Source organism: Actinomadura sp. 21ATH, from assembly GCF_041951345.1.
GTDB lineage: Bacteria > Actinomycetota > Actinomycetes > Streptosporangiales > Streptosporangiaceae > Spirillospora.
This window is the reverse complement of record NZ_JBGNUR010000020.1, coordinates 118,197-139,988: the sequence shown is the minus strand read 5'-3', so window position 1 is coordinate 139,988 and position 21,792 is coordinate 118,197. Positions and strand designations below refer to the sequence as shown.

22 protein-coding genes are annotated in these 21,792 nt (G+C 73.3%); 8 read left to right on the top strand and 14 right to left on the bottom strand.

Translation table 11 applies throughout. The annotated features are described in order from the left end of the window. The 6 genes from ACA361_RS36685 to ACA361_RS36660 all read right to left on the bottom strand — a co-directional run. A partial coding sequence (locus ACA361_RS36685) for an SGNH/GDSL hydrolase family protein (protein WP_375019710.1) occupies window positions 1-756 on the bottom strand: 756 nt, incomplete at its 3' end. A 38-nt stretch (window positions 757-794) separates the two neighbouring features. Further along, the gene (locus tag ACA361_RS36680; RefSeq protein WP_375019709.1) at window positions 795-1,409 is read right to left on the bottom strand and encodes an SGNH/GDSL hydrolase family protein; all 615 of its coding nucleotides are present in this window, start codon (window positions 1,407-1,409) and stop codon (window positions 795-797) included. Then, the gene (locus ACA361_RS36675) at window positions 1,409-1,651 is read right to left on the bottom strand and encodes an acyl carrier protein (protein ID WP_375019708.1); all 243 of its coding nucleotides are present in this window, start codon (window positions 1,649-1,651) and stop codon (window positions 1,409-1,411) included. Before ACA361_RS36675 ends, ACA361_RS36680 begins: the two co-directional genes overlap by 1 nt. 720 nt (window positions 1,652-2,371) lie before the next feature. Next, window positions 2,372-2,950 carry a hypothetical protein gene (locus ACA361_RS36670; RefSeq protein WP_375019707.1) on the bottom strand — a complete coding sequence of 193 codons (579 nt, stop codon included), beginning with the start codon at window positions 2,948-2,950 and terminating at the stop codon, window positions 2,372-2,374. A gap of 9 nt (window positions 2,951-2,959) precedes the next feature. After that, complete coding sequence (locus tag ACA361_RS36665) at window positions 2,960-3,571, bottom strand: NAD(P)-dependent oxidoreductase (RefSeq protein ID WP_375019706.1); 612 nt, start codon at window positions 3,569-3,571, stop codon at window positions 2,960-2,962. 14 nt (window positions 3,572-3,585) lie between these two features. Next, complete coding sequence (locus ACA361_RS36660) at window positions 3,586-4,785, bottom strand: MFS transporter (protein ID WP_375019705.1); 1,200 nt, start codon at window positions 4,783-4,785, stop codon at window positions 3,586-3,588. 80 nt (window positions 4,786-4,865) lie between these two features. Between ACA361_RS36660 and ACA361_RS36655 the strand changes: the two genes are divergently transcribed. Beyond that, the gene (locus tag ACA361_RS36655) at window positions 4,866-5,777 is read left to right on the top strand and encodes a LysR family transcriptional regulator (RefSeq protein WP_375019704.1); all 912 of its coding nucleotides are present in this window, start codon (window positions 4,866-4,868) and stop codon (window positions 5,775-5,777) included. Here ACA361_RS36655 and ACA361_RS36650 read toward each other — a convergent pair. From ACA361_RS36650 to ACA361_RS36640, 3 genes are read right to left on the bottom strand one after another with little or no spacing between them, the layout of a single operon-like run. Beyond that, window positions 5,743-6,897 carry an acyl-CoA dehydrogenase family protein gene (locus ACA361_RS36650; protein WP_375019703.1) on the bottom strand — a complete coding sequence of 385 codons (1,155 nt, stop codon included), beginning with the start codon at window positions 6,895-6,897 and terminating at the stop codon, window positions 5,743-5,745. The genes ACA361_RS36655 and ACA361_RS36650 overlap by 35 nt on opposite strands. Window positions 6,898-6,910: 13 nt before the next feature. Then, window positions 6,911-7,753, bottom strand: coding sequence for a MaoC family dehydratase N-terminal domain-containing protein (locus ACA361_RS36645; protein WP_375019702.1), 843 nt, complete (start codon window positions 7,751-7,753; stop codon window positions 6,911-6,913). Next, window positions 7,750-8,979, bottom strand: coding sequence for a CoA transferase (locus ACA361_RS36640; protein ID WP_375019701.1), 1,230 nt, complete (start codon window positions 8,977-8,979; stop codon window positions 7,750-7,752). The genes ACA361_RS36645 and ACA361_RS36640 overlap by 4 nt, the downstream gene beginning before the upstream one ends. A 343-nt stretch (window positions 8,980-9,322) precedes the next feature. On the opposite strand from ACA361_RS36640, the gene ACA361_RS36635 reads away from it, so the two are divergent. The 5 genes from ACA361_RS36635 to ACA361_RS36615 all read left to right on the top strand — a co-directional run bounded on the left by ACA361_RS36635 (window position 9,323) and on the right by ACA361_RS36615 (window position 14,439). Further along, window positions 9,323-9,910 carry an ATP-binding protein gene (locus ACA361_RS36635; protein WP_375019700.1) on the top strand — a complete coding sequence of 196 codons (588 nt, stop codon included), beginning with the start codon at window positions 9,323-9,325 and terminating at the stop codon, window positions 9,908-9,910. A gap of 11 nt (window positions 9,911-9,921) precedes the next feature. Then, entirely contained in the window at window positions 9,922-10,734 is an 813-nt protein-coding gene (locus tag ACA361_RS36630; RefSeq protein WP_375019699.1) for an SAM-dependent methyltransferase, read from the top strand. Between the two features lie 203 nt (window positions 10,735-10,937). Then, window positions 10,938-11,918: a hypothetical protein gene (locus tag ACA361_RS36625; RefSeq protein ID WP_375019698.1), complete on the top strand. Its 981-nt coding sequence runs from the start codon at window positions 10,938-10,940 to the stop codon at window positions 11,916-11,918. Window positions 11,919-11,944: 26 nt separating this feature from the next. Then, window positions 11,945-12,778: a class I SAM-dependent methyltransferase gene (locus tag ACA361_RS36620; protein WP_375019697.1), complete on the top strand. Its 834-nt coding sequence runs from the start codon at window positions 11,945-11,947 to the stop codon at window positions 12,776-12,778. Between the two features lie 113 nt (window positions 12,779-12,891). Then, window positions 12,892-14,439: an AMP-binding protein gene (locus tag ACA361_RS36615; protein WP_375019696.1), complete on the top strand. Its 1,548-nt coding sequence runs from the start codon at window positions 12,892-12,894 to the stop codon at window positions 14,437-14,439. 19 nt (window positions 14,440-14,458) lie between these two features. Here the strand turns inward: ACA361_RS36615 and ACA361_RS36610 are convergent, their stop codons facing one another. After that, a complete protein-coding gene (locus ACA361_RS36610) occupies window positions 14,459-15,727 on the bottom strand; it encodes an acyl-CoA dehydrogenase family protein (protein WP_375019695.1) in 1,269 nt (422 codons plus the stop codon). Window positions 15,728-15,916: 189 nt separating this feature from the next. On the opposite strand from ACA361_RS36610, the gene ACA361_RS36605 reads away from it, so the two are divergent. Continuing rightward, window positions 15,917-16,726, top strand: a complete 810-nt coding sequence (locus ACA361_RS36605; RefSeq protein ID WP_375019694.1) for an MBL fold metallo-hydrolase — start codon at window positions 15,917-15,919, stop codon at window positions 16,724-16,726. Window positions 16,727-16,766: 40 nt separating this feature from the next. Here the strand turns inward: ACA361_RS36605 and ACA361_RS36600 are convergent, their stop codons facing one another. The 3 genes from ACA361_RS36600 to ACA361_RS36590 form a co-directional block, all read right to left on the bottom strand. Beyond that, the gene (locus tag ACA361_RS36600) at window positions 16,767-17,330 is read right to left on the bottom strand and encodes a hemerythrin domain-containing protein (protein ID WP_375019693.1); all 564 of its coding nucleotides are present in this window, start codon (window positions 17,328-17,330) and stop codon (window positions 16,767-16,769) included. A gap of 186 nt (window positions 17,331-17,516) precedes the next feature. Next, window positions 17,517-17,744 (bottom strand): hypothetical protein, encoded by a 228-nt coding sequence (locus tag ACA361_RS36595; protein WP_375019692.1) that lies wholly within the window; start codon window positions 17,742-17,744, stop codon window positions 17,517-17,519. Window positions 17,745-17,897: 153 nt separating this feature from the next. After that, window positions 17,898-19,349: an alpha/beta hydrolase gene (locus tag ACA361_RS36590; RefSeq protein WP_375019691.1), complete on the bottom strand. Its 1,452-nt coding sequence runs from the start codon at window positions 19,347-19,349 to the stop codon at window positions 17,898-17,900. Between the two features lie 80 nt (window positions 19,350-19,429). Between ACA361_RS36590 and ACA361_RS36585 the strand changes: the two genes are divergently transcribed. Continuing rightward, the gene (locus ACA361_RS36585; RefSeq protein WP_375019690.1) at window positions 19,430-20,053 is read left to right on the top strand and encodes an ArsR/SmtB family transcription factor; all 624 of its coding nucleotides are present in this window, start codon (window positions 19,430-19,432) and stop codon (window positions 20,051-20,053) included. Here the strand turns inward: ACA361_RS36585 and ACA361_RS36580 are convergent. Then, entirely contained in the window at window positions 20,050-21,594 is a 1,545-nt protein-coding gene (locus tag ACA361_RS36580; RefSeq protein WP_375019689.1) for an FAD-binding oxidoreductase, read from the bottom strand. The two genes, ACA361_RS36585 and ACA361_RS36580, sit on opposite strands and share 4 nt — an antisense overlap. Between the last annotated feature and the right edge of the window lie 198 nt (window positions 21,595-21,792).

Genomic DNA, 21,792 nt, shown 5'->3' with positions numbered 1-21,792 from the left:
GATGCGGTAGCCGTCCGGCGAAGGGTGCAGGCCGTCGGCGGCGAACAGGGCGCGGTCGCCCGCCATCGCCGGGTCCATCGGCACGTGGATCGCGCCGTTGGCGCGCGCGACCTCGCGCATGACGCGGTCCATCGCGCGGGCGCGGGCGGCCATCACCCCGCGCAGCGGCTGCGGCAGTACGGGGAAGCGGTCCACCGGCGGCATCCCGGCGACCAGCAGCTCGGCGCGGCGGTACCGGCGGCGGAGGGCGGCGACCAGCTCGGACAGGTCGGCGTGCCAGGACTCCAGCGGGCGCCGCCGGATCAGGTCGTTGATCCCCACGGTCACCACGACCACGTCCGGTGTCTCGCCGTTGAGGGCCGGAGTCAGCGAGGGGACGACGTCGCGGGTGACGCGGCGGGCGGTGGCGCCGTTGCGGCCGGTGACCGTCCAGGCCACGGTACGGCGCAGCCGCTCGCGCAGGGCGCGGGCGAGGAAGCCGGGCAGCGCCTCGGCGTGCCAGGACGCGCCGACGCCGACGGCGGTGGACTCGCCGATCACGAGGACCCGCAGGTGGGGGCCGCGTCCGGTCACGGCGCCGCGGTCGGCGCCGGTCGCGGGGTCGAGGCGCGGGGTGCGGCGCGCCGTCCGGCGGGCCTGGAGGAGGAGTATCGGCCCGAGCGCGGCCGTCTTGGCAGCCTGCGAGAAGCCGATGCCGGCGCGGGAGTCGTTGCGGGAGGTGGTGTGGGGGTCGGCTAAGGAGAGCGATCTCTTCATCTCTACCCCAGACAGTGGTTATCCCGGGTTATACCGGGCTATCCCGATGCTGGTATGGCCTGCTCGCCGAGCAGGCCGCTGACGATTTCCGTGATCACTTCGGCGACATGGGCATGACCCACCGAGTTGAGATGGATCCCGTCAGAACTCCACAGTGACGGGTCCTCCACCGCGGCCACGGCGGCGGGTTCGAGGAATGTCATGCCGAATGCCCGCGCGTTGTCCCTGAGCTCCTCGTTGAACTCCCCGACACGCTGCAGAATCCGGCCTTTCCTGAAGTTCGAGATGATGGTGCGCTCCAACAGCGGCGGGTGCGGGACGGGCGCCGCGACGGCCTGCGCGCCGGCGGCCGCGGCCCAGCCGAACCACTCCTTGACCTGGCCGGCGAGCCGGGCCCGGTCGAAGCCGTTCAGGGCGTCGTTCATGCCGCAGTTGAGCAGCGCCAGCCGGGGCCGCAGCCCCTCGACGCGGGGCAGCTGGACGCCGACGACGTCGGCCATGGTCGCCCCCGGCCCGGCGACGTTGACGACGGTGCCGCGCGGCCAGCGCAGGTTGCGGGCGAGGCGCCCGGCCCAGCCGTTCCAGCCGCCGGCCGGGCCGGGGTCGTCGCGCCCCTCGGCCAGGCTGTCGCCGAACACCACCACCGGGTCCATCAGGCGACCAGTTCCAGCAGGTAGTCGGTGAGGGTGTCGACGGTCCCCCGGCGGCGGGCCTCCGCCACGTCGACCTCCACCTGGAGGTGGTCCTCGATGTCGCTGACGATGCTGATGGCGTACACGGAGTCCACCCCGTACCGGGCCAGCTCGACCCGCGGGTCGATGCCCTCGGCCGGCTTGTCGAGGTAGAACGCCACCTGGTCAATCAGCCACATCCGCAGCTCATCCCGGGAAATCATTTGCGCATTTTCCATTTGCGTTACCCTCCTGCTAGGGTGATCTTCTTCCTGGCGCGCTTCCTGGCCCTTCGTGATTTCCCCGATCGGCCAAACACATTGAAGGTAACAGCCCGGGCACGGAGCGGTCACGGCGGCGGCACGTGAACTATCGGAAACAACTGTATTTCAAACGCATAACGTAAAATCAGACACCCCTGAATGGGACAGTTCAGCCCGCACCTGATCATGTACATAATGACGGCCGGCCGCCGGCAAGCAAAAATCGGCACAATTATGGCGGCGCCCGTGATTTTTCCCCGGAGCGCCCCGCCACCTCGTGCGACGCGGGCCGCCCATGAGAGAACCCGGCAAAACGGACACCTCTGGGACGCGGGCGACGCCCGCGAGACGGCACGCGGCCGGGGTATTTGGGACAGGGTTGGTGGGCTTTGTACGGTTGATGCCGGATACCCGGTGGTATGCACCCACACACGCATCGTCAGCGCCGGATCACCAGGGGCGACGCTCGGCGCGCATCGGACCGATCCCGGCTACCGAACCGCAGTGCCTTTCGTGAATGCGGTCACAACACAACCGCCCACCCCCGCACGCCCGATTCCCGCCGCGCACCCGTCGACCCCGTGAACGGGACGCTTTCGTGACCTCTCGCGTCCCCTCGCGTGGCCTCGCGTCGCCTCGCGTCCCCCGGTCCTCTCCGTGCCGTGCCGCGCTCTCCCTGTCCTACGGGCCGTGCCCGCCGGACGGTTCAGCCGGCTCGACGTGCTGGAGGAGTCCCCACACGAAGTGCGCGATGTACGCCGTGCCGCCCGCGGCGAACTCGACGTGCCAGCGGCTCGGGACCTCCCCGGCGGAGTGCCGCGCGCCGCCGAAGAGCCGGTCCATGTCCCCCACGACGTACGACCACGGCTCCAGGTCGCCGCCCGCCCGCGGCGGCGCGGGGACGGGCACGCCCTCCGCCCGCACCAGCCACTCGTGCAGGACGACCCCGTTCAGGCCGGTCACCGCCTCGTACAGCAGGTCCGGCCACAGGGCGAGGGGCCACCGCGCCACCGCGGTCTCGACGTCGCCGGTGCGCCGGACCTCCTCGCTCAGCGGCGGGCCGAGCACCGCCGCCAGCCGGCGCCGCCCGTCCGGGAACCCGGGCGACCGCACCATGCGCTGCCAGCGGGCGTTCACCGCGCGCATCTCCGTCCGGGACGATCCCAGCGCGGCCGCGGCCGCCTCCACCAGCTCCGGCCGGTAGTCGGCCATCCGCCGGAGCAGGACGAGCTGGAACTCCCGCCGCGCGAATCCCTTCATGCCCCACCTCTACCAGCCGACGGTGAAGCGCGTGCGCGTGTGCTTGGGGCGCTCGGCCTCGTCGAGGAGGGCGACCGCGAAGTCCTCCATGGAGATGGCCGAGACACCGCCGGCGTCCACGACCAGCTCGTCGGCGCCCAGCCGGTAGCGGCCGGTGCGGTTGCCGGGCTCGATCAGCGCGGGCGGGCTCGCGTACGCCCAGTCCACGGCGGTCTCGGCGCGGCACGCGTCGAGCTGGTCGGCGCAGGCCAGGGCGATGGGACGCCACGCGGCCGGGAAGTCCGGCCCGTCGACCACCCGCAGGCCGGTGGCGGGGTCGGTGAGGGTCGCGGCGCCGCCGACCAGCAGGAGCCGGACGCCGGTGCGCCGCAGCCCGGCCAGCAGGGTCCGCGTGGTGGCGGCGAGTTCGTGCTCGCTGCCGGGGGCGGGACGGGTCGCGCTGATGACGAGGTCCTGGCCGGTGCTCAGCGCGACGACGTCGCCGATGTCGGCGGCGTCGCCGGTACGGGCGCCGGGGACGGGCCGCCGGGTGACGGGGGTGACGTCGTGGCCGCGGGACAGGGCCTCGGTGACGATCCTGCCGCCGATGCTGCCGGCCGCTCCGAAGACGGTGATGCGCATCGCCTGTGTTCCTTTCAGCGGGTGCGGGCGCGCTCGAGCGCCCAGAGGACGAAGGTTCCGGTGGCGAGGGAGCCGCCGAGGACGCTGACGCCGGTCCAGCCCGCGCTCACCCAGACGACCGAGGTGAGGGCCGACCCGGCGGCGCCGCCGGCGAAGAACGCGGTCATGAACGCGGAGTTCAGCCGGTTGCGGATCTCCGGGCGCAGCGCGTACAGGACGTTCTGGTTGGCGTTGAGGACGGTCTGCTGCGCCACGTTCAGGACGAGCACGCCGCCGAGCAGCCACCACAGGGACGCGCCGCCCGCGCCGATCGCGATCCAGGACAGGGCGAGGACGGCGGTTCCGGCGCCGGTGAGCCACTGCACGTACCCGCGGTCGGCCAGCCGCCCGGCGGCGAGGGTGGACAGGGCGCCCGCGATCCCGACCAGGCCGAACAGGCCGATCGCGAACTCCGACCAGCCGTACCGGCCGGCGAGCAGGAACGTGATGGCCGTCCACAGCACGTTGAACGAGGCGAGCGAGAGCGCGCCGATCCCGGCCCGCCAGCGCAGCAGCGGCTCGTGCCGGAACAGGGCGAACGTGGAGCGCAGCAGCGCGGGGTACGAGAGCCCGGCCGGGGTGTGCAGCGGCGGCAGGTGGCGCCACAGGAGGGCGGCGACGGCGACCATGAGGACGGCGTTGACCCAGTAGACCGTCCGCCAGCCGCCGAGTTCGGACAGCGCGCCGGAGGCGGTGCGGGCCAGCAGGCCGCCCAGGAGCAGGCCGGTCATCACGGTGCCGACGACGCGGCCGCGCTGCTCGGGGGCGGCGAGGGTCACCGCGTACGGGACGACGACCTGGGCGGCGACCGAGGTGAGCGCGGTGAGGGCGGTGCCCGCGAGCAGCACCCTGCCGTCGGGCGCGACCGCGGTCAGGACGAGGAAGCCCGCCGTGGCGCCGAAGAGCGTGACCGCGAGGCGGCGGCGCTCGACGAGGTCGCCGAGCGGGACGAGCAGCATCAGGCCCAGCGCGTAGCCGACCTGCGCGGCCGTGACGACCAGCGCGGCCATCGTCGTGCCGAGGCGCAGCTCGCGGCCGATCAGGTCGAGGAGCGGCTGGGCGAAGTAGTTGCCCGCGACCGACAGGCCGGTCGCGACGGACATGAGGAGCAGCAGCCCGCGGCCGAGGCCGGGCTCGGCCGCCTTCGGGCCGGGACGCTCGAGTGCGATCGTCATGGCTCCGAGCCTGGCCGGGAACGATCGATGAGTCCAACACATGTTTGTCATCGGATCGATCGTGAATCAAGATGGATCGCGTGGACCTGCAGCAGATGCGTTACGTGGTGGCGGTGGCCGAGCTCGGGAACTTCACCCGGGCCGCCGAGAAGTGCCTGGTCGTCCAGTCGGCGCTGAGCCACCAGATCGCCCGGCTGGAACGCGAGCTGGGCGCCCGGCTGTTCGACCGCACCAGCCGGCGGGTGCGGCTGACGCCGGCCGGCGAGGCGTTCCTGCCCGCCGCGCGGCAGGCGCTGGAGGCGGCCGACCGGGCCCGCGCCGAGGTCGCCGCGGCGGCGGGCGAGATCCGCGGCCGGCTGGCGATCGGCACCATCCCGACGGTCGCGGCCGTCGACCTGCCGGCGGCGATGAAGGAGTTCCACGACCGCCACCCCCGCGTGCGGATCACGCTCAAGGTCGGCGGCAGCGAGATGCTGGCCGAGGAGGTGGCGCAGGGCGCGCTGGACGTGGCGTTCCTCGGCCTCCCGCGCGAGGTGCGGCCGAAGGGCGTGCGCGGCCACGAGCTGGCGCGCGGCGAGCTGGTCGCCGTCGTCCCGCCCGGGCACCCGCTGGCCGCCGAGACCCGGGTGAGCCTGGAACGGCTGGCGGAGGAGGTGTTCGTCGACTTCCCCGCCGGCTCGGCCGGGCGCCTCCAGTCGGACGAGGCGTTCGCGGCGGCCGGGCTCCGCCGCGAGGTCGCGTTCGAGGTGACCATGGTCGACTTCATGGCCCGGATGGTCCGCGCCGGGCTGGGCGTCGCGATGCTGCCCGCCGCGTTCGTCGGGCAGGTCCCCGACCTGCGGGTGCTGCGGGTCGACGAGGCCCCGGCGCGGGTGGAGCACCTGGTGTGGAGCCGGTTCCGGCCGTCGCCGGCGGCCGGGGCGTTCCTGGACGGGCTGGGCGTCCCGCACGACTCCGCTACGGAAGCCCGCCGCGCGCGATCAGCTGGTTGACGATCACGTTCCGCTGGATCTCGTTGGTGCCCTCCCCGACGATCATCAGCGGGGCGTCGCGGAAGTAGCGCTCCACGTCGAACTCCGTCGAGTAGCCGTACCCGCCGTGGATGCGGACGGCGTCCAGCGCGATCTCCATGGCGGTCTCGGACGCGAACAGCTTCGCCATCCCGGCCTCCATGTCGGCGCGCTCGCCGCTGTCGTACCGTTCCGCCGCGTGCAGCAGCAGCCGGCGCGCGGCGGTGAGCTTGGTGGCCATGTCGGCGAGGTAGTGGCCGATGCTCTGGTGCTTCCAGATCGGCTTGCCGAAGCTCTCCCGCTCCTGCGCGTACCGGAACGCGTCGTCGAACGCGGCGCGGCCGACGCCGGTGGCGCGCGCGGCCACCTGGATCCGGCCGATCTCCAGGCCCTTCATCATCTGCGCGAACCCGCGGCCCTCCTCGCCGCCGAGCAGCGCCGAGACCGGCACCCGGCAGCCGTCGAACGACAGCTCGCAGCTCTCCACGCCCTTGTAGCCGAGCTTGGGCAGGTCGCGGGAGACGGTGAAGCCGGGCACCTTCTCCACCAGCAGGACGCTGATCCCGGCGTGCGCGGGCACCGCGTCCGGATCGGTCTTGCACAGCAGCGCGACCAGGTCGGAGCGGCGGGCGTTGGTGATCCACGTCTTGGCGCCGTCGATCACGTACGCGTCGCCGTCGCGGCGGGCCACCGTGCGCAGCGCCTGGAGGTCGGAGCCGCCGCCGGGCTCGGTCAGCGCCATCGTCGCGCGGATCTCGCCGGTCGCCATCCGCGGCAGGTAGTGCCGCTTCTGCTCCTCGGTCCCGAACGCCAGCAGCAGCTTGGACACCACGGAATGGCCGCCCATCGCCCCGGCCAGGCTCATCCAGCCGCGCGCCAGCTCCTCGGCGACGAGCGCGTAGCACGGCGTCGACACCGCCGCCTCCCCGTACGGCTCGGGGATGGCCAGCCCGAAGACGCCCATCGCCTTCATCCGCTCGATCAGCTTCTCCGGGTACGCGTCGGCGTGCTCCAGCTCCCGGACGACCGGCCGCACGTCGCGGTCGACGAACTCGCGGACGGTCGCGACGATCGCGGCCTCCTCGTCGCTCAGCTCGTACATCTGCTCTCTCCCCTCACGGCGCGAACTCCGCGTGCGCCTCCGCGCGGACCGTCCCGGCCGCGTCCACGACCGCCATTCCCGCTCCGCCGTCCTCGGGACCGCCCGCCACCAGCACCTGCTCGCCCGCGAACACCGGCCGCCGGAAGCGGTACGCCAGCGCGGACACGCGGCGCTCCGGCGCGTGCGCGCGGGGCAGCTCGGCCATCAGGACGGCCAGCAGCGGCCCGTGGACGACCAGGCCGGGATAGCGCTCCACGTCCCGCGCGTACGGCAGGTCGTAGTGGATGCGGTGCGCGTTCGCGGTGACGGCGCTGAACCGGAACAGCAGCGCCGGATCGGCCCGCAGCGGCAGCCGCCAGGGGGCCTCGGAGACCGGCTCGCCCGGGACGGTCTCATGCGCGGCCGCTCCGGTGGCGCCGCCGGAGCGGTAGACGAGGTCCTGCTCCTCGCTCAGCCGCGGCTCGCCGTTCTGCCTGATCTCGTTCCGCACGGTCACGAACAGCAGCTCGCCCGAACGCCCCCGCTTCACCTTCACCTCGGCGAGCGACGACGTGCGGACCGCGACGGCGCCCACCTCCAGCGGCGCGGCGATCCGCAGCCGCCCCCCGGCGAACATGCGCGTGCGGGACGGGATCGGCGGCAGGAAGTGCCCGTCCGCCGGATGGCCGTCGGCGCCCAGCGCGGACCGCGCGGGCCAGTCCAGGAAGTACAGCCAGTGCCACAGCGGCGGCAGCGAGGCACCGGCCCCCGGCACGTCCAAGATCGCCGCGAGCCGCGCCGCCGGCGCCTCCCCGACGACCTCCGAACCGGTCACCTCGCCGGGACGCCACCCGGCCACGTACTCCGCCAGGCTCACCGCCGCTCCTCCCGCTCCCCCACCACGCCGCGCCCGCGCAGGTCGGCAAGCTCGGCCGCCGGCAGCGAGAGCAGCTCGCCGAGCACCTCGTCGGTGTGCTCGCCGAGGACCGGCGCCGGGCGGGGCGCGTCCTGGCGGCCGTCGAAGAGCAGCGGCGGGCCGGGCGCCAGGTGCGGTCCCGCGCCCGGCTGGTCGAGCACGCCCATCAGCGGGTCGGAGCGCAGCGCCGCCGCGCCGTCCGCGACCAGCTCGCCGAGGTCGCCGTAGCGCCCGTGCAGCACGGACGTGTCCTTGAGGTCCCGCTCGATCTCCGCGTGCGTCCGGGACGCGAACCACGGGGCCAGCACCCCGGCGAGGGGCCCGCGGTGCGCGTAGCGGTCGCCCGCGCGGCGGAAGTCGGCGCCGTACGCCCGTTCCATCGCCGCGACGACCTCGCCGAGGCCGGTCGCGGCGACCAGGTCGCGCCAGTGCCGCGCCGACAGCGTGACGACCATGACGCGCCGCCCGTCCGCGGTGCCGAAGTCGCGGCCGAAGTCGCCGAACAGGTCGTTGCCGAGCCGCGGCCGGGGCGCCCCGCACAGCTGCGCCTCGGCCAGGTGGCCGAGGTTGCCCAGGGTGGCCAGCGCCACGTCGCGCAGCGCGATCTCGACCCGCCGGCCCTCCCCGGTACGCGAGCGGTGCCGCTCCGCGGCCAGCAGCCCGACCGCGACGTACAGGCCGCACGTGACGTCCCAGACGGGAAGCGCGTGGTTGACCGGGCCGTCGTGGTCCTCCGGGCCGGTCAGGTACGGGACGCCCAGCTCGGCGTTCACCGTGTAGTCGACCGCGTTGCGGCCGTCGCGGTGCCCGAGCAGCCGCAGGTGGATCAGGTCCGGGCGGGCGGCGCGCAGCTCCTCGAACGAGAGGCCCGCGCGCGGCGCCGCGTTCGTCAGCACGATTCCGCCGCCTTGCCCGCCCGCCGCGATCAGCCGGGCGACGATCGCGCGGCCCTCCGGGGAGCGGAGGTCGGCCGTGACCGAGCGCTTGCCCTTGTTCAGGCCCGCCCAGTAGAGGCTCGTGCCGGACGGCGCGAGCGGCCACCGGTCGATGTCGGGGCCGCCGCCGGACTGGTCGACCCGGATCACGTCGGCGCCGAGCTGCGCGAGCGTCATCCCGCCCAGCGGCGAGGCGACGAAGCTGGACAGCTCGATGACGCGCATCCCGGCCAGCGGGAGATCGGAGCTCATCCGCCGTATTCTGCCGCCGCGCCTCTCCGGCGCGGCCGAGGGGTGGGCGGAGCCGTCCGCGCACGCTCGCCCGGCGTCCGGGAAGCCACGTCCGGCCACATCCGGCACATCGGCCCGCCATCGGCCCGCCACCTGGGGGTTCGCGGCGCGCTCGCCCCCGCCGCGGCACCGGATCGGCCGCTTTCCGCAGGTGGGCACAGGGCCTTTGCACGCATGCAAGGCAGGGTGACTCGCCACGCGCCCCTGCGTCAGAGTGGCTGTCGTGCGGGCGGAGCCGGGCCGGTTCCCGGCGCGCCCGCGCGTGGCCCGTCATCTCTGTCCGACTCCCCAGGGTGCGAGGCGCATGTTCGGATACAGCCCTGCCCGGATCCGCGACGACGCCGTCGCCATGGACTCGCTCGACGCCTGGCCCGGCACGCCGCCGTTCCGCGCGCGGCGCGCGGCCGAGCCGTCGCTGGAGCTCGGCACCGCCGGCGCCCACCGCCCCGGCGCGGCCTCCGGCGGCCTGCTGGGCGAGATCGACCTGGCCTCCACGCCCGCGGCGGTACGGCCCGCCCGCTCGTACATCCGGGCGCTGGTGGCCGAGTGCTGCGAGGCGAGCGCCGACCTCCTGGACGACCTGGAGCTGCTCACCAGCGAGGCCGTCACCAACTGCGTCGTGCACGCCCTCCCCCGCCCCGACGGCACGGTCCGGCTCCGCGCGCTGCGGATCGGCCCGTACGTGCGGGTGGAGGTCACCGACGGCGGCTCGCTGCCCGGCGGCCGGCCCGGCGAGCGCGCCGGGCTCCGCGGCGGCGCCGGCGACCCGCCCCCGGTGAACGGCCGCGGGCTGTACCTGATCCAGGCGCTGGCCCGCGACTACGGCACCCACCACGACACCGGCGGGACGACCACGTTCTGGTTCCGGGTGGCCGTGGACGGGGCCCGGTAGGAGCGGCCGCGGTGGGGATCGTGCTGGGCATCGGCGGCCGGGACGGGTCCCGCGCCGGCGCCGGCACGTTCGGGGACGCCGGGCCCAGCGCCGCCCGCGTGTACGACTACTACCTCGGCGGCAAGGACAACTACGCCGCCGACCGCGACCTCGCCGAGCGGGCCGCCGGCCGCGCGCCCGTCATCTCCCGGCTGGTCCGGGCCAACCGCGCGTTCCTGCGCCGGGTCTGCCTGCTGCTGGCCGCCGAGGAGGGCATCCGGCAGTTCGTCGACATCGGCTGCGGGCTGCCGTCGCACGACAACGTGGACGACGTCGTCCGCCGCGCCGCCCCGTCCTGCCGGGTGGCGTACGTCGACAACGACCCGATGGTGGTCAGCCACGCCCGGGCGCTGCTGGCCGCGGGCGGCCGCTGCGGCGCGTTCGAGGCCGACCTGCGCGATCCGGGCGCGCTGCTGGCGCTGCCGGGGCTGCGGCGGCTGATCGACTTCCGCCGGCCGGTGGGTGTGCTGCTGTTCAGCGTGCTGCACTTCGTCACCGACGACGAGGATCCGGCCGGCGTCTTCGGGGAGCTGCTGGCCGGGCTGCCGCCGGGCAGCAGGGTGGCGGTCTCCCATGCGGAGCGGACGCCGGCGCTGGAGGCGGTGGCCGCGCTGTACCGGGACGCGGGCATCCCGTTCACCCCGCGGAGCGCGGCCGAGCTGGACGGGATCACGCGGGGCCTCCGCCCGGCCGGGCCGCCGCTCGGGCTCGCCGTCGAGGGCGGCCGGCCCGCCCTCGGCGGTTCCGTCCCCCTGCTCGGCCGCATCGGCCGGACGCCCGGATGAGCCGTCCGGCCGCCGCGCGCACCGCCCGCCCTCGCGTGCGCCGGCGGAGGGAACGGGACGGGCGATTGCACCGTTGCGCCTCGACGCCCCCGATCACCCGGTTACGATCGGAACTCCGGAAAGGGCCATCAACAGGGCGTCTCATGACAGCGGGCAGCGAGCCGAAGTCTCTCTCGGAAATCACCAAGGATCTCGGGCTGAACATGTCCGATGTCGCGATGTTCTCCGGGCTGGACAAGAGCACGGTCTCCCGGCTCTGGGACAACACCGGCTGGCTCGACCGCATCAGCGGCCGGTCGCTGCAGAGCCTGATGTCGTCGGTACCGGGAATCGCCGAGTACTTCATGGCGCATTCGCTCCGGAAAAGGCGCGACTCGCTGGTGGACGGCCTGGAATCGGCGGGCCTGGCGGTCGACCTGGACGCCCTGGACGGCTCCCCCGTCGCCCGGCAGCACCTGCTCAACGCGCTGGAGGCCGCGCTGCACATCATGCGCGGCGACGCCGGGCAGAAGGTCACGTCCTACCTCGCCCGCTTCTGGGGGCGCGAGCCGGACCGCGCGCTGGAGGTCCTCTACGCCGCCGAGGGCGGCCTGCTCAAGGATCCGCGCAAGCTCCTGGAGGCGTCGGTCGACCTCGCTCCCCGGCTCGACCGCAAGACCTACTCGTTCCATTCGATCCTGGCCCTCAACATCCTCACCCACCAGGTCAGCAAGGTGACCGGCACGCCGGGCGCCGAGCTGGCGGGACGGCCCGCCGGGCGGCAGAGCGCGTTCATGATGCGCGGGGTGGTGATGGGCGCCCTCATCGGCTCCAACGACGTCGAGCTGGCCGAGCGGTACCGGCGCGAGCTCGACCGGACGCCGATGTACACGGCGCTGGAGGAATGGTCGTTCCCGACCTATACCCGGGACGGCCGGATCAGCCCGGACTTCACGCTGCCCAGCGCGCTGCTGCTGCGGAACACCGCGCGCGAGGTGCTGCGGGAGATCGCCAGTTATAACGACGCCTATTTCTATTATCTGGTGTCGACCTATATTCCCCTGGCCCTGCGCCGCGATCCCACGTTCGGGCATCGGAGGACCGATCTGGTCGCGGCACTGGAACGGCGCGGAACGCGCTGCGCGGACCGCAGGATCCGGACCGCGTGCGCGGAACTGGTGAAAAAGATCAAGGGCATGCCCTGACGGAAGAAGAAGGACGAGGGGGGCCGGTGGACGAGGCCACACGCACGGAGACGGCGGCCGCGGGCGCGCGGACCGCGGGCGCGCGGACCGAGGCCGCGAAGGCGGCGGGCGCGGCGCTCACGCGGGAGCGGTGGGAGGCGAACGCGGACTACTGGGTGAAGATCATCCGGGAGGGCCGGGACCGGTACCGCACCGAGCTGACCGACCAGGCCGTCCTGGACGCGATCGGCCCGTGCGCGGGCCTGCGGATCCTGGACGCGGGCTGCGGCGAGGGCTACCTGTCCCGCCGGCTGGCGGCGATGGGCGCCGACGTCGTGGGGATCGACGCCGCCCAGGGGCTGATCGACGCGGCCACGGCCGCTTCGCCCGAGAACGGCGCGACGGGCGGCGGCGTCACGTTCGTCCGCGCGAGCGCCGACGACCTGCCCGTCGAGGACGGCGGCTTCGACCTGGTCGTCTGCAACCACCTGTTCAGCCATCTCCAGGACCCGGCGGACGCGATCGGCGAGTTCGCCCGCGTGCTGAAGAGCGGCGGCCGGCTGGTCGTCCTCACCCTGCACCCGTGCTTCTACACCTTCGACGCCGAGCGGGGCGCGGCCGACGCCGTGCCCGCCGAGCGCTACTTCGCCCCGCGCGGCATCGACCAGCGCTTCCTGGTGGACGGGCTGGAGTCGCCGTCCGAGATCACCTCCTGGCTGCGCCCGCTGGAGTACTACTCTGGAACGCTCCGAGACGCCGGCTTCGTCATCGCGGACCTGCGCGAGCCCCACCCGTCCGCCGAGCGACTCCGGACCGACCCCTGGTGGCGCCAGGGCTTCCCCATCGCGCTGTTCCTGCTCCTGATCGCGGAACGCCGTTGATCGATCGTTCAACGGAGGGCGTACCGGTCTTGCTGGCTCTTGCTCCCGGCGGTTGAACGATCGTACGGTGATTTTCCCCACCTGTTGCACCTGATCGCAGCGAGGAGACGCCCGTGGAGGATCCGCTCGCCGCCCATGCCGCCGCCACCCCGGACAAGATCGCCGTCATCGAGGAGGACCGGCGGGTCGACTACGCCGCGTTCAACGCGATGGCCAACCGGTACGCCCACCTGCTGATCGGCCTCGGCGTCACCGCCGGCACCAAGGTCGTCTGGTGCGGCCGCAACAGCACCGAGGTGCTGGCACTGATCGTCGCGGCCCGCAAGGCGGGAGCCATCGCCGTCCCGCTCAACTACCGCCTCAGCCCCGAGGAGGCCGCGTACGTCGTCGAGAACGCCGACGCGGCCGTCGTGCTGTTCGACGTCGAGCAGGCCCCGCAGCTGGAACGGGCCGCGGCGGAGGTCGGGGCCGTCACGTCCTGGCTGGCGTTCCGCTGCGAGCCCGGCGACGTCCCGTCCTGGGCCGCCCACCTGGAGACCGAGTCGGCCGGGAGGCCGGAGGCGGAGCCGGTCGCGGCCGGCGAGGACGACGCGGCCGGGACGTCGATGTTCTACACGTCCGGGACGACCGGCAAGCCCAAGGGCGTCGTCCGCGGCGCCCCCGACCCGGAGATCATCCTGGGGCTGGTGATGACGATCGGCTACCAGCCGGGCGACGTCTACCTCACCACCGGGCCGCTCTACCACTCCGGGCCGATGAGCTTCATGCAGATCGTCCAGCAGATGGGCGGCACGGTCGTCGTCATGCGCGAGTTCACGCCCGAGCGCTGGCTGGAGCTGGTCGACGAGCACAAGGTCACCACGACGTTCTCCGCGCCGACGCCGATCCGCCGGGTCGTCGACCTGCCCGAGGAGACGTTCGCGAAGTACGACCTGTCGTCGCTCCGGCGGGTGATCGCCAACGCGGCGCCGTGGCCGTTCGAGCTCAAGCGCCGCTACGTGGAGCGCGTCGGGAACGACTCCCTCTACGAGGTGTACGGGTCGACGGAGCTGGGCGTGGACACGATCCTGCTGCCCGAGGACCAGATGCGGAAGCCCGGCAGCTGCGGCCGCCCGGCCCCCGGCATCGAGATCGGCCTGTTCGGCGCGGACGGCGAGCAGATCACCGAGCCGCACGTGCCCGGCGACCTGTACGTGCGCAGCAGCATCGTGTTCGACGCGTACTACAAGGCCGACCAGAAGTACGAGGCGTCCCGGATCGGCGACTGGATGACCGTCGGCGACATCGCCTACCGGGACGAGGAGGGCTTCGTCTACATCTGCGACCGCCGCTCCGACATGATCATTTCCGGTGGGATGAACATCTACCCGGCCGAGATCGAGGCGGTGCTGACCGCCCACCCCGACCTGGCCGACGCCGCGGTCTTCGGGATCCCTTCGGACGAGTGGGGCGAGTCGGTGCACGCCGCGGTCGTGGTGCGGCCGGGCGCCGACCCGGCCGACACAGCGATCCAGGAGTACTGCCGGGAGCACCTCGCCTCGTACAAGATCCCGCGGAGCTTCGACCGCATCGAGGAGATCCCGCGGAACCCGTCGGGCAAGGTGCTCAAGCGCAGCCTGCGCGACCCCTACTGGGAGGGACGCGACTCCAAGGTCGGCTGACCGCGCCGGGCGTCGCCGGTCACTCGGCGACGCCCTTGGGGGCGCGCTGCTTCATGAAGCCGAACATGTAGCCGGCCACCCGGCGCATCTGGATCTCCTCGGCCCCCTCGGTGATCCGGTAGCGCCGGTGGTGCCGGTAGATGTGCTCGAACGGCTTGTGCCGCGAGTAGCCGAGGCCCCCGTGCACCTGCATTGCGCGGTCGGCGGCCTCGCAGCACAGCCGGTTCGCCCAGTAGTTGCACATCGAGACCTCCTTCGACACCGAGAAGGGGCCGTCCTGGTCCATCTGCCACGCGGTCTTGTGGATCAGGGCGCGCAGCATGTCGCACTGCGTCTGCAACTCGACCAGCGGGAACTGGATGGCCTGGTTCGCCGCCAGCGGCTTCCCGAACGGCTTGCGCTCCCGGGCGTACGCGACGGCCTCGTTCACGCAGAACTGCGCGGCGCCCAGGCTGGAGGCCGCCTGCCGGATCCGGTTCTCGTTGAAGAAGTGCTGGACGACCTGGAGCCCGCGGCCCTCCGCGCCGAAGATCGCCGAGTCCGGCACCCGCACGTCGGTCAGCGAGATGTGCGCGTGGTCGGTCGGCATGTTGAACGTCCACAGGTACTCCTCGACCTTGAAGCCGGGAGCGTCCGTCGGCACCAGGAACGCGGTGATGCCCGTCCCGTCCCCCGGCTCCCCGGAGGTGCGGGCGAAGATCAGGTCGTGGCTGGCGACATGGACGCCGGTGTTCCAGGTCTTCTCGCCGTTGATCACCCAGCCGTCGCCGTCCCGGACCGCCGCCGTCTCCATGAACGTCGCGTCCGAGCCGTGCGCGGGCTCGGTGATCCCGAACGCGAACGCGCGCCGGCCGAGCGCGAGGTCGTCCACCCACTCGTCCTTCTGCGCGTCGCTGCCGTAGGCGAGCATGAGCAGCAGCCCGACGTTGTTGCCGACGATCGAGTGCTCGTTCTGCAGGTCGTTGTGCAGGCCGAGGCCCTTGGCGGCCAGGTGCTCGCGGATCACCGCCATGCCGAGGTTGGTGCCGTCCATCCCCCCGTACTCCTTGGGGAACGGGTAGCGGTAGAAGCCCGCCCGGTCGGCCAGCCGCCGGACCTCGCCGAGCAGCGCCTCCCACTCGCGGGCGGGCAGGCCGCCGCGGTCCCAGTCGGTGCGGGCGTCCTCGCGTCGGTGGTCGAAGAACCGGATGTTGTCGTCCCGCTCCTCCAGCGGCCTGATCTCGCGCTCGATGAAGTCGTCGATCCGGCCGAGGAGGTCGACGAGCTCCTCGGGAAGCGTGAAGTCCACCGTTGCACCCTTCGCCGGCGTTGATGAGGGGGTCCCCCTGGCCCGCCCAGCCTAGGTGACTGAACGATCGTTTGACGAGGTCCCCCCTGTGGTTACGACGTTCCGGCGGTGCCGTTCAACGAGCGTTCAGCGGAGGAGTGCCTGCGGTGCCGGAGGGTATGCGCCCGGCGAGGGACGAAGGGGGACACGATGGACACGCACGGGCCGACGGTGACGTTCGTCGGCAACGCCACCACGATCATCAGGTACGGCGGCCTCACGCTGCTGACCGATCCCAACTTCCTGCACCGGGGAGAACGCGCCCATCTCGGCTACGGGCTGACCAGCGAGCGGCTCAAGGACCCGGCGATCACGATCGACGAGCTGCCCGAACTCGACGCCGTGCTGCTGTCGCACCTGCACGACGACCACTGGGACCGGGTCGCGGAGGCCCGGCTGGACCGCGGGCTGCCGGTCCTCACCACCCCGGCCGCCGCCCGCACCCTCCGGCGGCGCGGCTTCGCCCGCGCGCACGGGATGCGGACCTGGCGGCACCGCACGCTGGCCAAGGGCGACCGCGCCGTCCGCGTCACCGCGATGCCCGGCCGGCACGGGCCCGCCCCGTTCCACCGGCTGCTGCCGCCGGTCATGGGGACGCTGCTGGAGTTCGGCCCGGCCGACGGCGATCCCGAGCTGCGGCTGTGCATCAGCGGCGACACCGTCATGTACGACGAGATCGCCGAGATCGGCCGCCGCCATCCGGGCATCGACGCCGGGATCGTCCACCTGGGCGGCACCACCCTGCTCGGCATGCTGGTGGTCACGATGGACGGCGCGCAGGGCGCCGCGTGGGTGGAGGCGGCCGGCTGCGCGAGCGCGCTGCCGGTGCACTACGACGACTACACCGTCATGAAGTCCCCGCTGTCGGACTTCGAGGACGCGATGCGCGGCAAGGGCCTGCGGCTGCGGCACATCGAGCGCGGCGAGACCCTGCCGCTGGCGCGCGCCGCCGGCCGCTGAGCCCGGCCGCGCCCGCCCGGGCCGGGACGGGACGGGACGTTCAGGCGAGCGCGTCCCGGATGAGGTCGCGGGCCCGCTCCAGCACCGCCGCGGGCGGACCGGCCGGCAGCCCCGCGGGCGCGGTGCCCGGGGCCGTCCGGACGGCCGGCTCCATGGCCTCGGCCGCCTTCACCGCGCCGGCGAGCGCCCGGCGCTGGGCGTCGCTGAACGCGTCCCCGAGCCGGGAGAACTCCTCCGCCTCCTCGGCCCGCGCGTGCGCGAGCACGTCCCCGCGCAGCCGGGCGAGGCGGGCCGCGAACTCCGGGCCGTCCGGGTCCATCGCGTACAGCTCGGTCAGCGCCCGCCAGGCCGCGGCCTCCTCGGCGGTCCGCTCGGCGACCACCTCCTCGCCGCCGGGCAGCGCGCGCCGCGCGACCGGGTGGACGATCTCCTCCTCCGCGGTCTCGTGCACGGCCAGCAGCCGCACGAGCCGGTCGAGCGCCTCGGCGCGCGCGGTCCCCGCCGACCGCCCGACGAGGTCGAACAGCTCGCGAATGCGCTCGTGCTGGTGGCGCAGCAGCCCGATCACGTCCTGTACGGGCGCGTTGGCGGTCACGGTGCTCATGGGTCCCCCTGTTGGTCGGCACGTGAACATCGCAGGCCCTACCCGAGTGATCACCGAATAAGCCGGACCATTAAAGCCCTACATTTCCGACATAACACCCAGTTCTGATCGCGGCGAACGCGAAACGCTCCGCGCCCCCCGCGAATACACGGGAAGACGCGGAGCGCGTCCGAACGGTCTCGCGCGTTACCGCTTCTTGGCGGCCGGCGCCTTGCGGTCGGCCCGCTCACCGTTCAGCGCGAAGCGGTCGCCCTCCCGGCCCGCGGCGACGGGCTCGGCCCGGTCGGCACGGTCGGCGCGGTCGGCCTGGTCGCGGTCCGCGGCGGCGTCGCCGTGGCCCTGCCAGCGCAGCTTGTCGCCCGACCGGGGAGCCTGGTCCCGGGGCGCCTTCTTCGCGTTCTTGTTCTTCGCCATGATCATTTGCCTTTCTGGTGTATGCACGATCGGTCCGCCTCGTTGCGCACCGCCGGACATATCCCTAAGTCGTTGGCATTGATCACAATCCCCCGGCTATTGCGTCCTATGGCAACGGGAAGTCCAAGGTTGCCGCCTTACTGCCTAAACGGGTCACACCGCCAGGAGCCCCCAGTAGAAGGCCCACGGGACGAAGAGCGTCCCGGCGGCCAGGAGCAGCCCCGCGCGGACCCGCTCGCCGCCCGGCACGGACCCGCCGGAGCGGCGCCAGGCCATCGCGGTCGCCACCGTCGCCGCCACGGCGGCCACCGCCAGCAGCCGCAGCACCAGCCACGGCACGGGCTCCGAGCCGACGAGCGGCCCCGGGTCCGGCCAGCGCCCGGCGGCCATCAGGTAGAAGAGGTAGCCGAAGACACCGAGGACCGCGGCGAAGCCCGCCGCCGCGGCGAGCCGGGCCCAGCGGCTCAGCGGGCGCGCCCGGCGGCCGCGCAGCCGGCGCACCAGCGCCCACACCGGGTACGCGGCGAACGCCGCCAGCATGAAGAGGAACGCGGCGACCTGCGGCCAGGCCGACTCCCACCACGCCGAGGGCGGCACGTCGACGCTCGGGTGGTCCTGCCGCGGCGGCGCCGGGGCGTCGGCGTCCGGCATCCGGCCGCCGGTCACGTCCCGGACCCATGTCCCGACGAGCTCGGCGTACCCGGGGGCGAGGGCCTCGCCGCGGGTGAGCCCGCCGTCCGGGGTCCGGTGCGCCGCGTGGTCGGCGCCCTCGAAGTAGCGGAACGTGTAGCGGGTGTTCCCGCCGCGCCGCAGGGCGGCGGCGGCCAGCGGCGGGTTGTCCCCGGGCGGCGTCTGCAGGTCGCGGGTCCCCCAGATGCCCAGGAACGGCTGCCGGACCTTCTCCAGCACCTTCCCGCCGTCGAAGTGCGCCTCGGCGAACAGCCCGGCGTCCGCGCCCCACCGCGCGAGGTTGCGCTTGCCGCGGTCGAGCAGCGAGCCGTCCGCCCCGGCGCGGCGCAGGCCGGAGGTCTCGTTCCAGAGCTGCTGGCGCAGCGGCGTCATGGCGTTGCCGCCGACGGTGATCACGAACGCGACGCCGGCCGAGCGGGACGCGGCCAGCGGGGCCACCCAGCCGCCCTCGCTGAGCCCCCACAGGCCGACCTTGCCGGGGTCGACGCCCGGCCGGGCGCGCAGCGCGCCGACCGCGCCGAGCGCGTCGGTGGCCAGCTCGGAGTACGAGCGGCGGAAGTCGGTGTAGCCCTCGGACCGCTTGTCGTAGATCAGGACGGCCAGGCCCTGCCGCGCGAACGCGACGGCCTCGGTGAGCAGGTGCTCGCGCGGCACGCCCGACCCCGAGCCGGTGACGAGCACGACGCCGGGACGCGGCGCCGCCTCCTTCGCCTCGGCCAGGACGGTTCCGTGCAGGGTCAGCCCGCCGTGCCCCTGGAACGTCACGTCGGCGGAGGTCAGCCCGGGCGGCGCGGGCACGGCCGGCCCCGCCGCGGCCGCGGCCGGGGACACGGGCGGAGGCACGGCCGAGGCGGGCGAGGCGAGGGCGAGTACGGCAAGGAAGCAGGCCAGGAGGGCGGTGGTCGCGGTTGTCATGGCGGCGACCCTACGTTTGCAGAGAACTCTCTGCAAAGCTTTCTCTGCAAAGATGGCTCTGGAGTATTAGGCTGCTCCTCATGGAGGACGAGATCGCACCCGTACTCGCCGACCCCGGCCGGCTGAAGGCCCTCAGCCACCCGCTGCGCCGGCGGATCCTGCACCGGCTCGGCACCGACGGGCCCGCGACGTCCACCACACTCGGCGCGCACCTGGGCGAGAGCACCGGCACGACGAGCTACCACCTGCGGCAGCTGGAGAAGTACGGGTTCGTCGAGGACGTCCCCGAACGCTCCGGCGGGCGCGAGCGCTGGTGGCGGACCGCGCCGGGCCGCCGGGACCTGCGGATGCCCCCGCCGGAGTCGCTGTCCGAGGAGGACCGGCCCGTCCTGGAGGAGGTCCTGCGGCTCGGCCACGCCGAGGACATGGCGCTGCTCGGCCGGCTGCCCGAGGAGTACCTCAGGGACCGCGCCTGGGCCCTGCTCTCGCGCGGCTTCACCCGGATGACCGAGCAGGGGCTCGCCGACTTCTTCGAGGCGTACATCCGGCTCCTGCACGAGCACGGGTTCACCGCCGAGGACGCGCCGCCCGGCGCCCGCCCCGTCCACATCCGCCTCTTCACCGTCCCCGCCGGCGAAGAGGGCGCGGAGGGCGAAGAGGGGGAAGGCGAAGAGGGGAAAGAGGGAGAAGAGCGCGCGCCCTAGAAGTCCGCCGGCTTGACGGACTGGCGGTGGCGGAAGACGTTCAGCGGGTCCCAGTACCTCTTGACGCGGCGCAGCCTCGGGTACGCGTCCTTGTAGTAGAGCGTCGGCCAGTCCTGGTCCGAGCCGTTCCAGCGGGGATCGTTCAGGTCCACGTCGGGGTAGCTGACGTAGCAGCCGTCGGTCTGCCCGCCGACGACGGGGACGCCGTGGGTGCCGGCGAACGTCGCCCGGTACGTCCGGCGGATCCAGTCCAGGTGCTCGGGCTCGCGGGGGTCGTGCCGCGTCCAGTACACCTGGTACTGCATCTTGAGGATGGAGTCGCGCTGCCGGACGGCGGTGTCGCGCGGCGGCGAGTTGATCGCGCTCCCGTACGAGTCGACCTGGATGAGGGCCTGCTTGTTCCGGTAGCCGGTGAAGTGCTCGTTGCCGAGGTACGCCCACATCGCGGCGATCTGCTGCTCGGTGAACGGCTCGCGCAGGTAGGCGGACTTGTACTTGCCGCAGCGGTTCTCGCCGCTGCCGTTCAGCGCCTGCGTCGCGGTCAGCCACGGCAGCACGCGCGGGACGTCCATGTGGAGGACGGGCGGATGCTCGCCCATCGGGGACGTCATCGCCCGCGCCGTGGGGCCGATCCGGCCGTCGAGCGCGGCCACGAAGTCGCTCATCGCCCGCGGCCCCTGCTCGTCGTCGGCGTCCACCTGCGCCAGCAGCCCGATCTGCCCGTTGCCGCGGTGGGTGAGCTTGAGCATGGCGAAGAGCCCGCCGGCCGCGGTCGCCGGGTCCTGGTGGTCGCGGAAGTACTCGCCGAACGCCGTCACCAGGTGCGTGAAGTCGTCCCGGGTGAACTCGGACCAGTCCCACGCCAGCCCGGCGAGCATCACCTGCCGGGGCGGTTCGGGCAGGTCGCGGAACCAGAACCGGGTGACGACGCCGAAGTTGCCGCCGCCCCCGCCGGTGTGGGCCCACAGCAGCTCGGCGCGGGCGGGGTCGGCGTCGTCGCGCCTGGCCACGACGAGCTCGACGGTGCGGTCATCGCGGACGACCGCGACCTCCACCGCGTACAGGTAGTCGACGGTGAGCCCGTCCCGGCGCGACAGCAGCCCGAACCCTCCGCCGGTGATGTGCCCGCCCAGGCCGACCGAGTAGCAGGACCCGCCGGGCAGGGCCCGGCCGCTCAGCGGATAGAGGTGGCTGTACGCGTGCCAGTTGGTCGCTCCCGCCTCCACGCAGAAGGCGTCCATGTCCTCGTCGTAGGAGATGCCGCACATCGGGCTGACGTCGAGGATCACGCGGACGTCGTCGCCGCACACGAAGTTCTCGTAGCAGTGACCGCCGGACCGCACGGTGACGCGCCGCCGGGGGCCGCGCGGGTCGTCCCGTACGGCCTCGGCGAGGGCGGCGCGCGCCTCCTCCGGGGTCCGCACCAGCCGCACGTAGTCCGGTTCGGCGATCCAGCGCTGGTTGAAGCCGCGGCTGAGGGCGGGGTAGCGCTTGTCCTCGGGCCAGATGATCGTCGTCGGCTCGTACGGCACTCGGGTCATGCGGACCGCCTTCTGTCACGGAGGGTGTGGCGGAGGTCCTCCCCGACCGGGACACCGCGTAAGCGATCAGATGCACAGGGTTAACTCGAAGGGAAGATGGCGCGAAAACAAGTGACGACCTGAGCCGGTCACTGGTTAACGATCGGCGGCGCCGGTACGTTGAACTTCTACTCAACGACTTGAATAGGAGCGGTCGTG

Bases quoted from the DNA above. Each gene is read 5' to 3' on its own strand.
- ACA361_RS36650 (WP_375019703.1), bottom strand. From the start codon at position 6,897: ATGTACGAGCTGAGCGACGAGGAGGCCGCGATCGTCGCGACCGTCCGC.
- ACA361_RS36600 (WP_375019693.1), bottom strand. From the start codon at position 17,330: ATGAGCACCGTGACCGCCAACGCGCCCGTACAGGACGTGATCGGGCTG.
- ACA361_RS36595 (WP_375019692.1), bottom strand. From the start codon at position 17,744: ATGGCGAAGAACAAGAACGCGAAGAAGGCGCCCCGGGACCAGGCTCCC.
- ACA361_RS36635 (WP_375019700.1), top strand. From the start codon at position 9,323: ATGTTCGGATACAGCCCTGCCCGGATCCGCGACGACGCCGTCGCCATG.
- ACA361_RS36585 (WP_375019690.1), top strand. From the start codon at position 19,430: ATGGAGGACGAGATCGCACCCGTACTCGCCGACCCCGGCCGGCTGAAG.
- ACA361_RS36670 (WP_375019707.1), bottom strand. From the start codon at position 2,950: ATGAAGGGATTCGCGCGGCGGGAGTTCCAGCTCGTCCTGCTCCGGCGG.
- ACA361_RS36580 (WP_375019689.1), bottom strand. From the start codon at position 21,594: ATGACCCGAGTGCCGTACGAGCCGACGACGATCATCTGGCCCGAGGAC.
- ACA361_RS36605 (WP_375019694.1), top strand. From the start codon at position 15,917: ATGGACACGCACGGGCCGACGGTGACGTTCGTCGGCAACGCCACCACG.
- ACA361_RS36640 (WP_375019701.1), bottom strand. From the start codon at position 8,979: ATGAGCTCCGATCTCCCGCTGGCCGGGATGCGCGTCATCGAGCTGTCC.
- ACA361_RS36680 (WP_375019709.1), bottom strand. From the start codon at position 1,409: ATGGACCCGGTGGTGGTGTTCGGCGACAGCCTGGCCGAGGGGCGCGAC.
- ACA361_RS36675 (WP_375019708.1), bottom strand. From the start codon at position 1,651: ATGATTTCCCGGGATGAGCTGCGGATGTGGCTGATTGACCAGGTGGCG.
- ACA361_RS36590 (WP_375019691.1), bottom strand. From the start codon at position 19,349: ATGACAACCGCGACCACCGCCCTCCTGGCCTGCTTCCTTGCCGTACTC.
- ACA361_RS36660 (WP_375019705.1), bottom strand. From the start codon at position 4,785: ATGACGATCGCACTCGAGCGTCCCGGCCCGAAGGCGGCCGAGCCCGGC.
- ACA361_RS36665 (WP_375019706.1), bottom strand. From the start codon at position 3,571: ATGCGCATCACCGTCTTCGGAGCGGCCGGCAGCATCGGCGGCAGGATC.
- ACA361_RS36625 (WP_375019698.1), top strand. From the start codon at position 10,938: ATGTCCGATGTCGCGATGTTCTCCGGGCTGGACAAGAGCACGGTCTCC.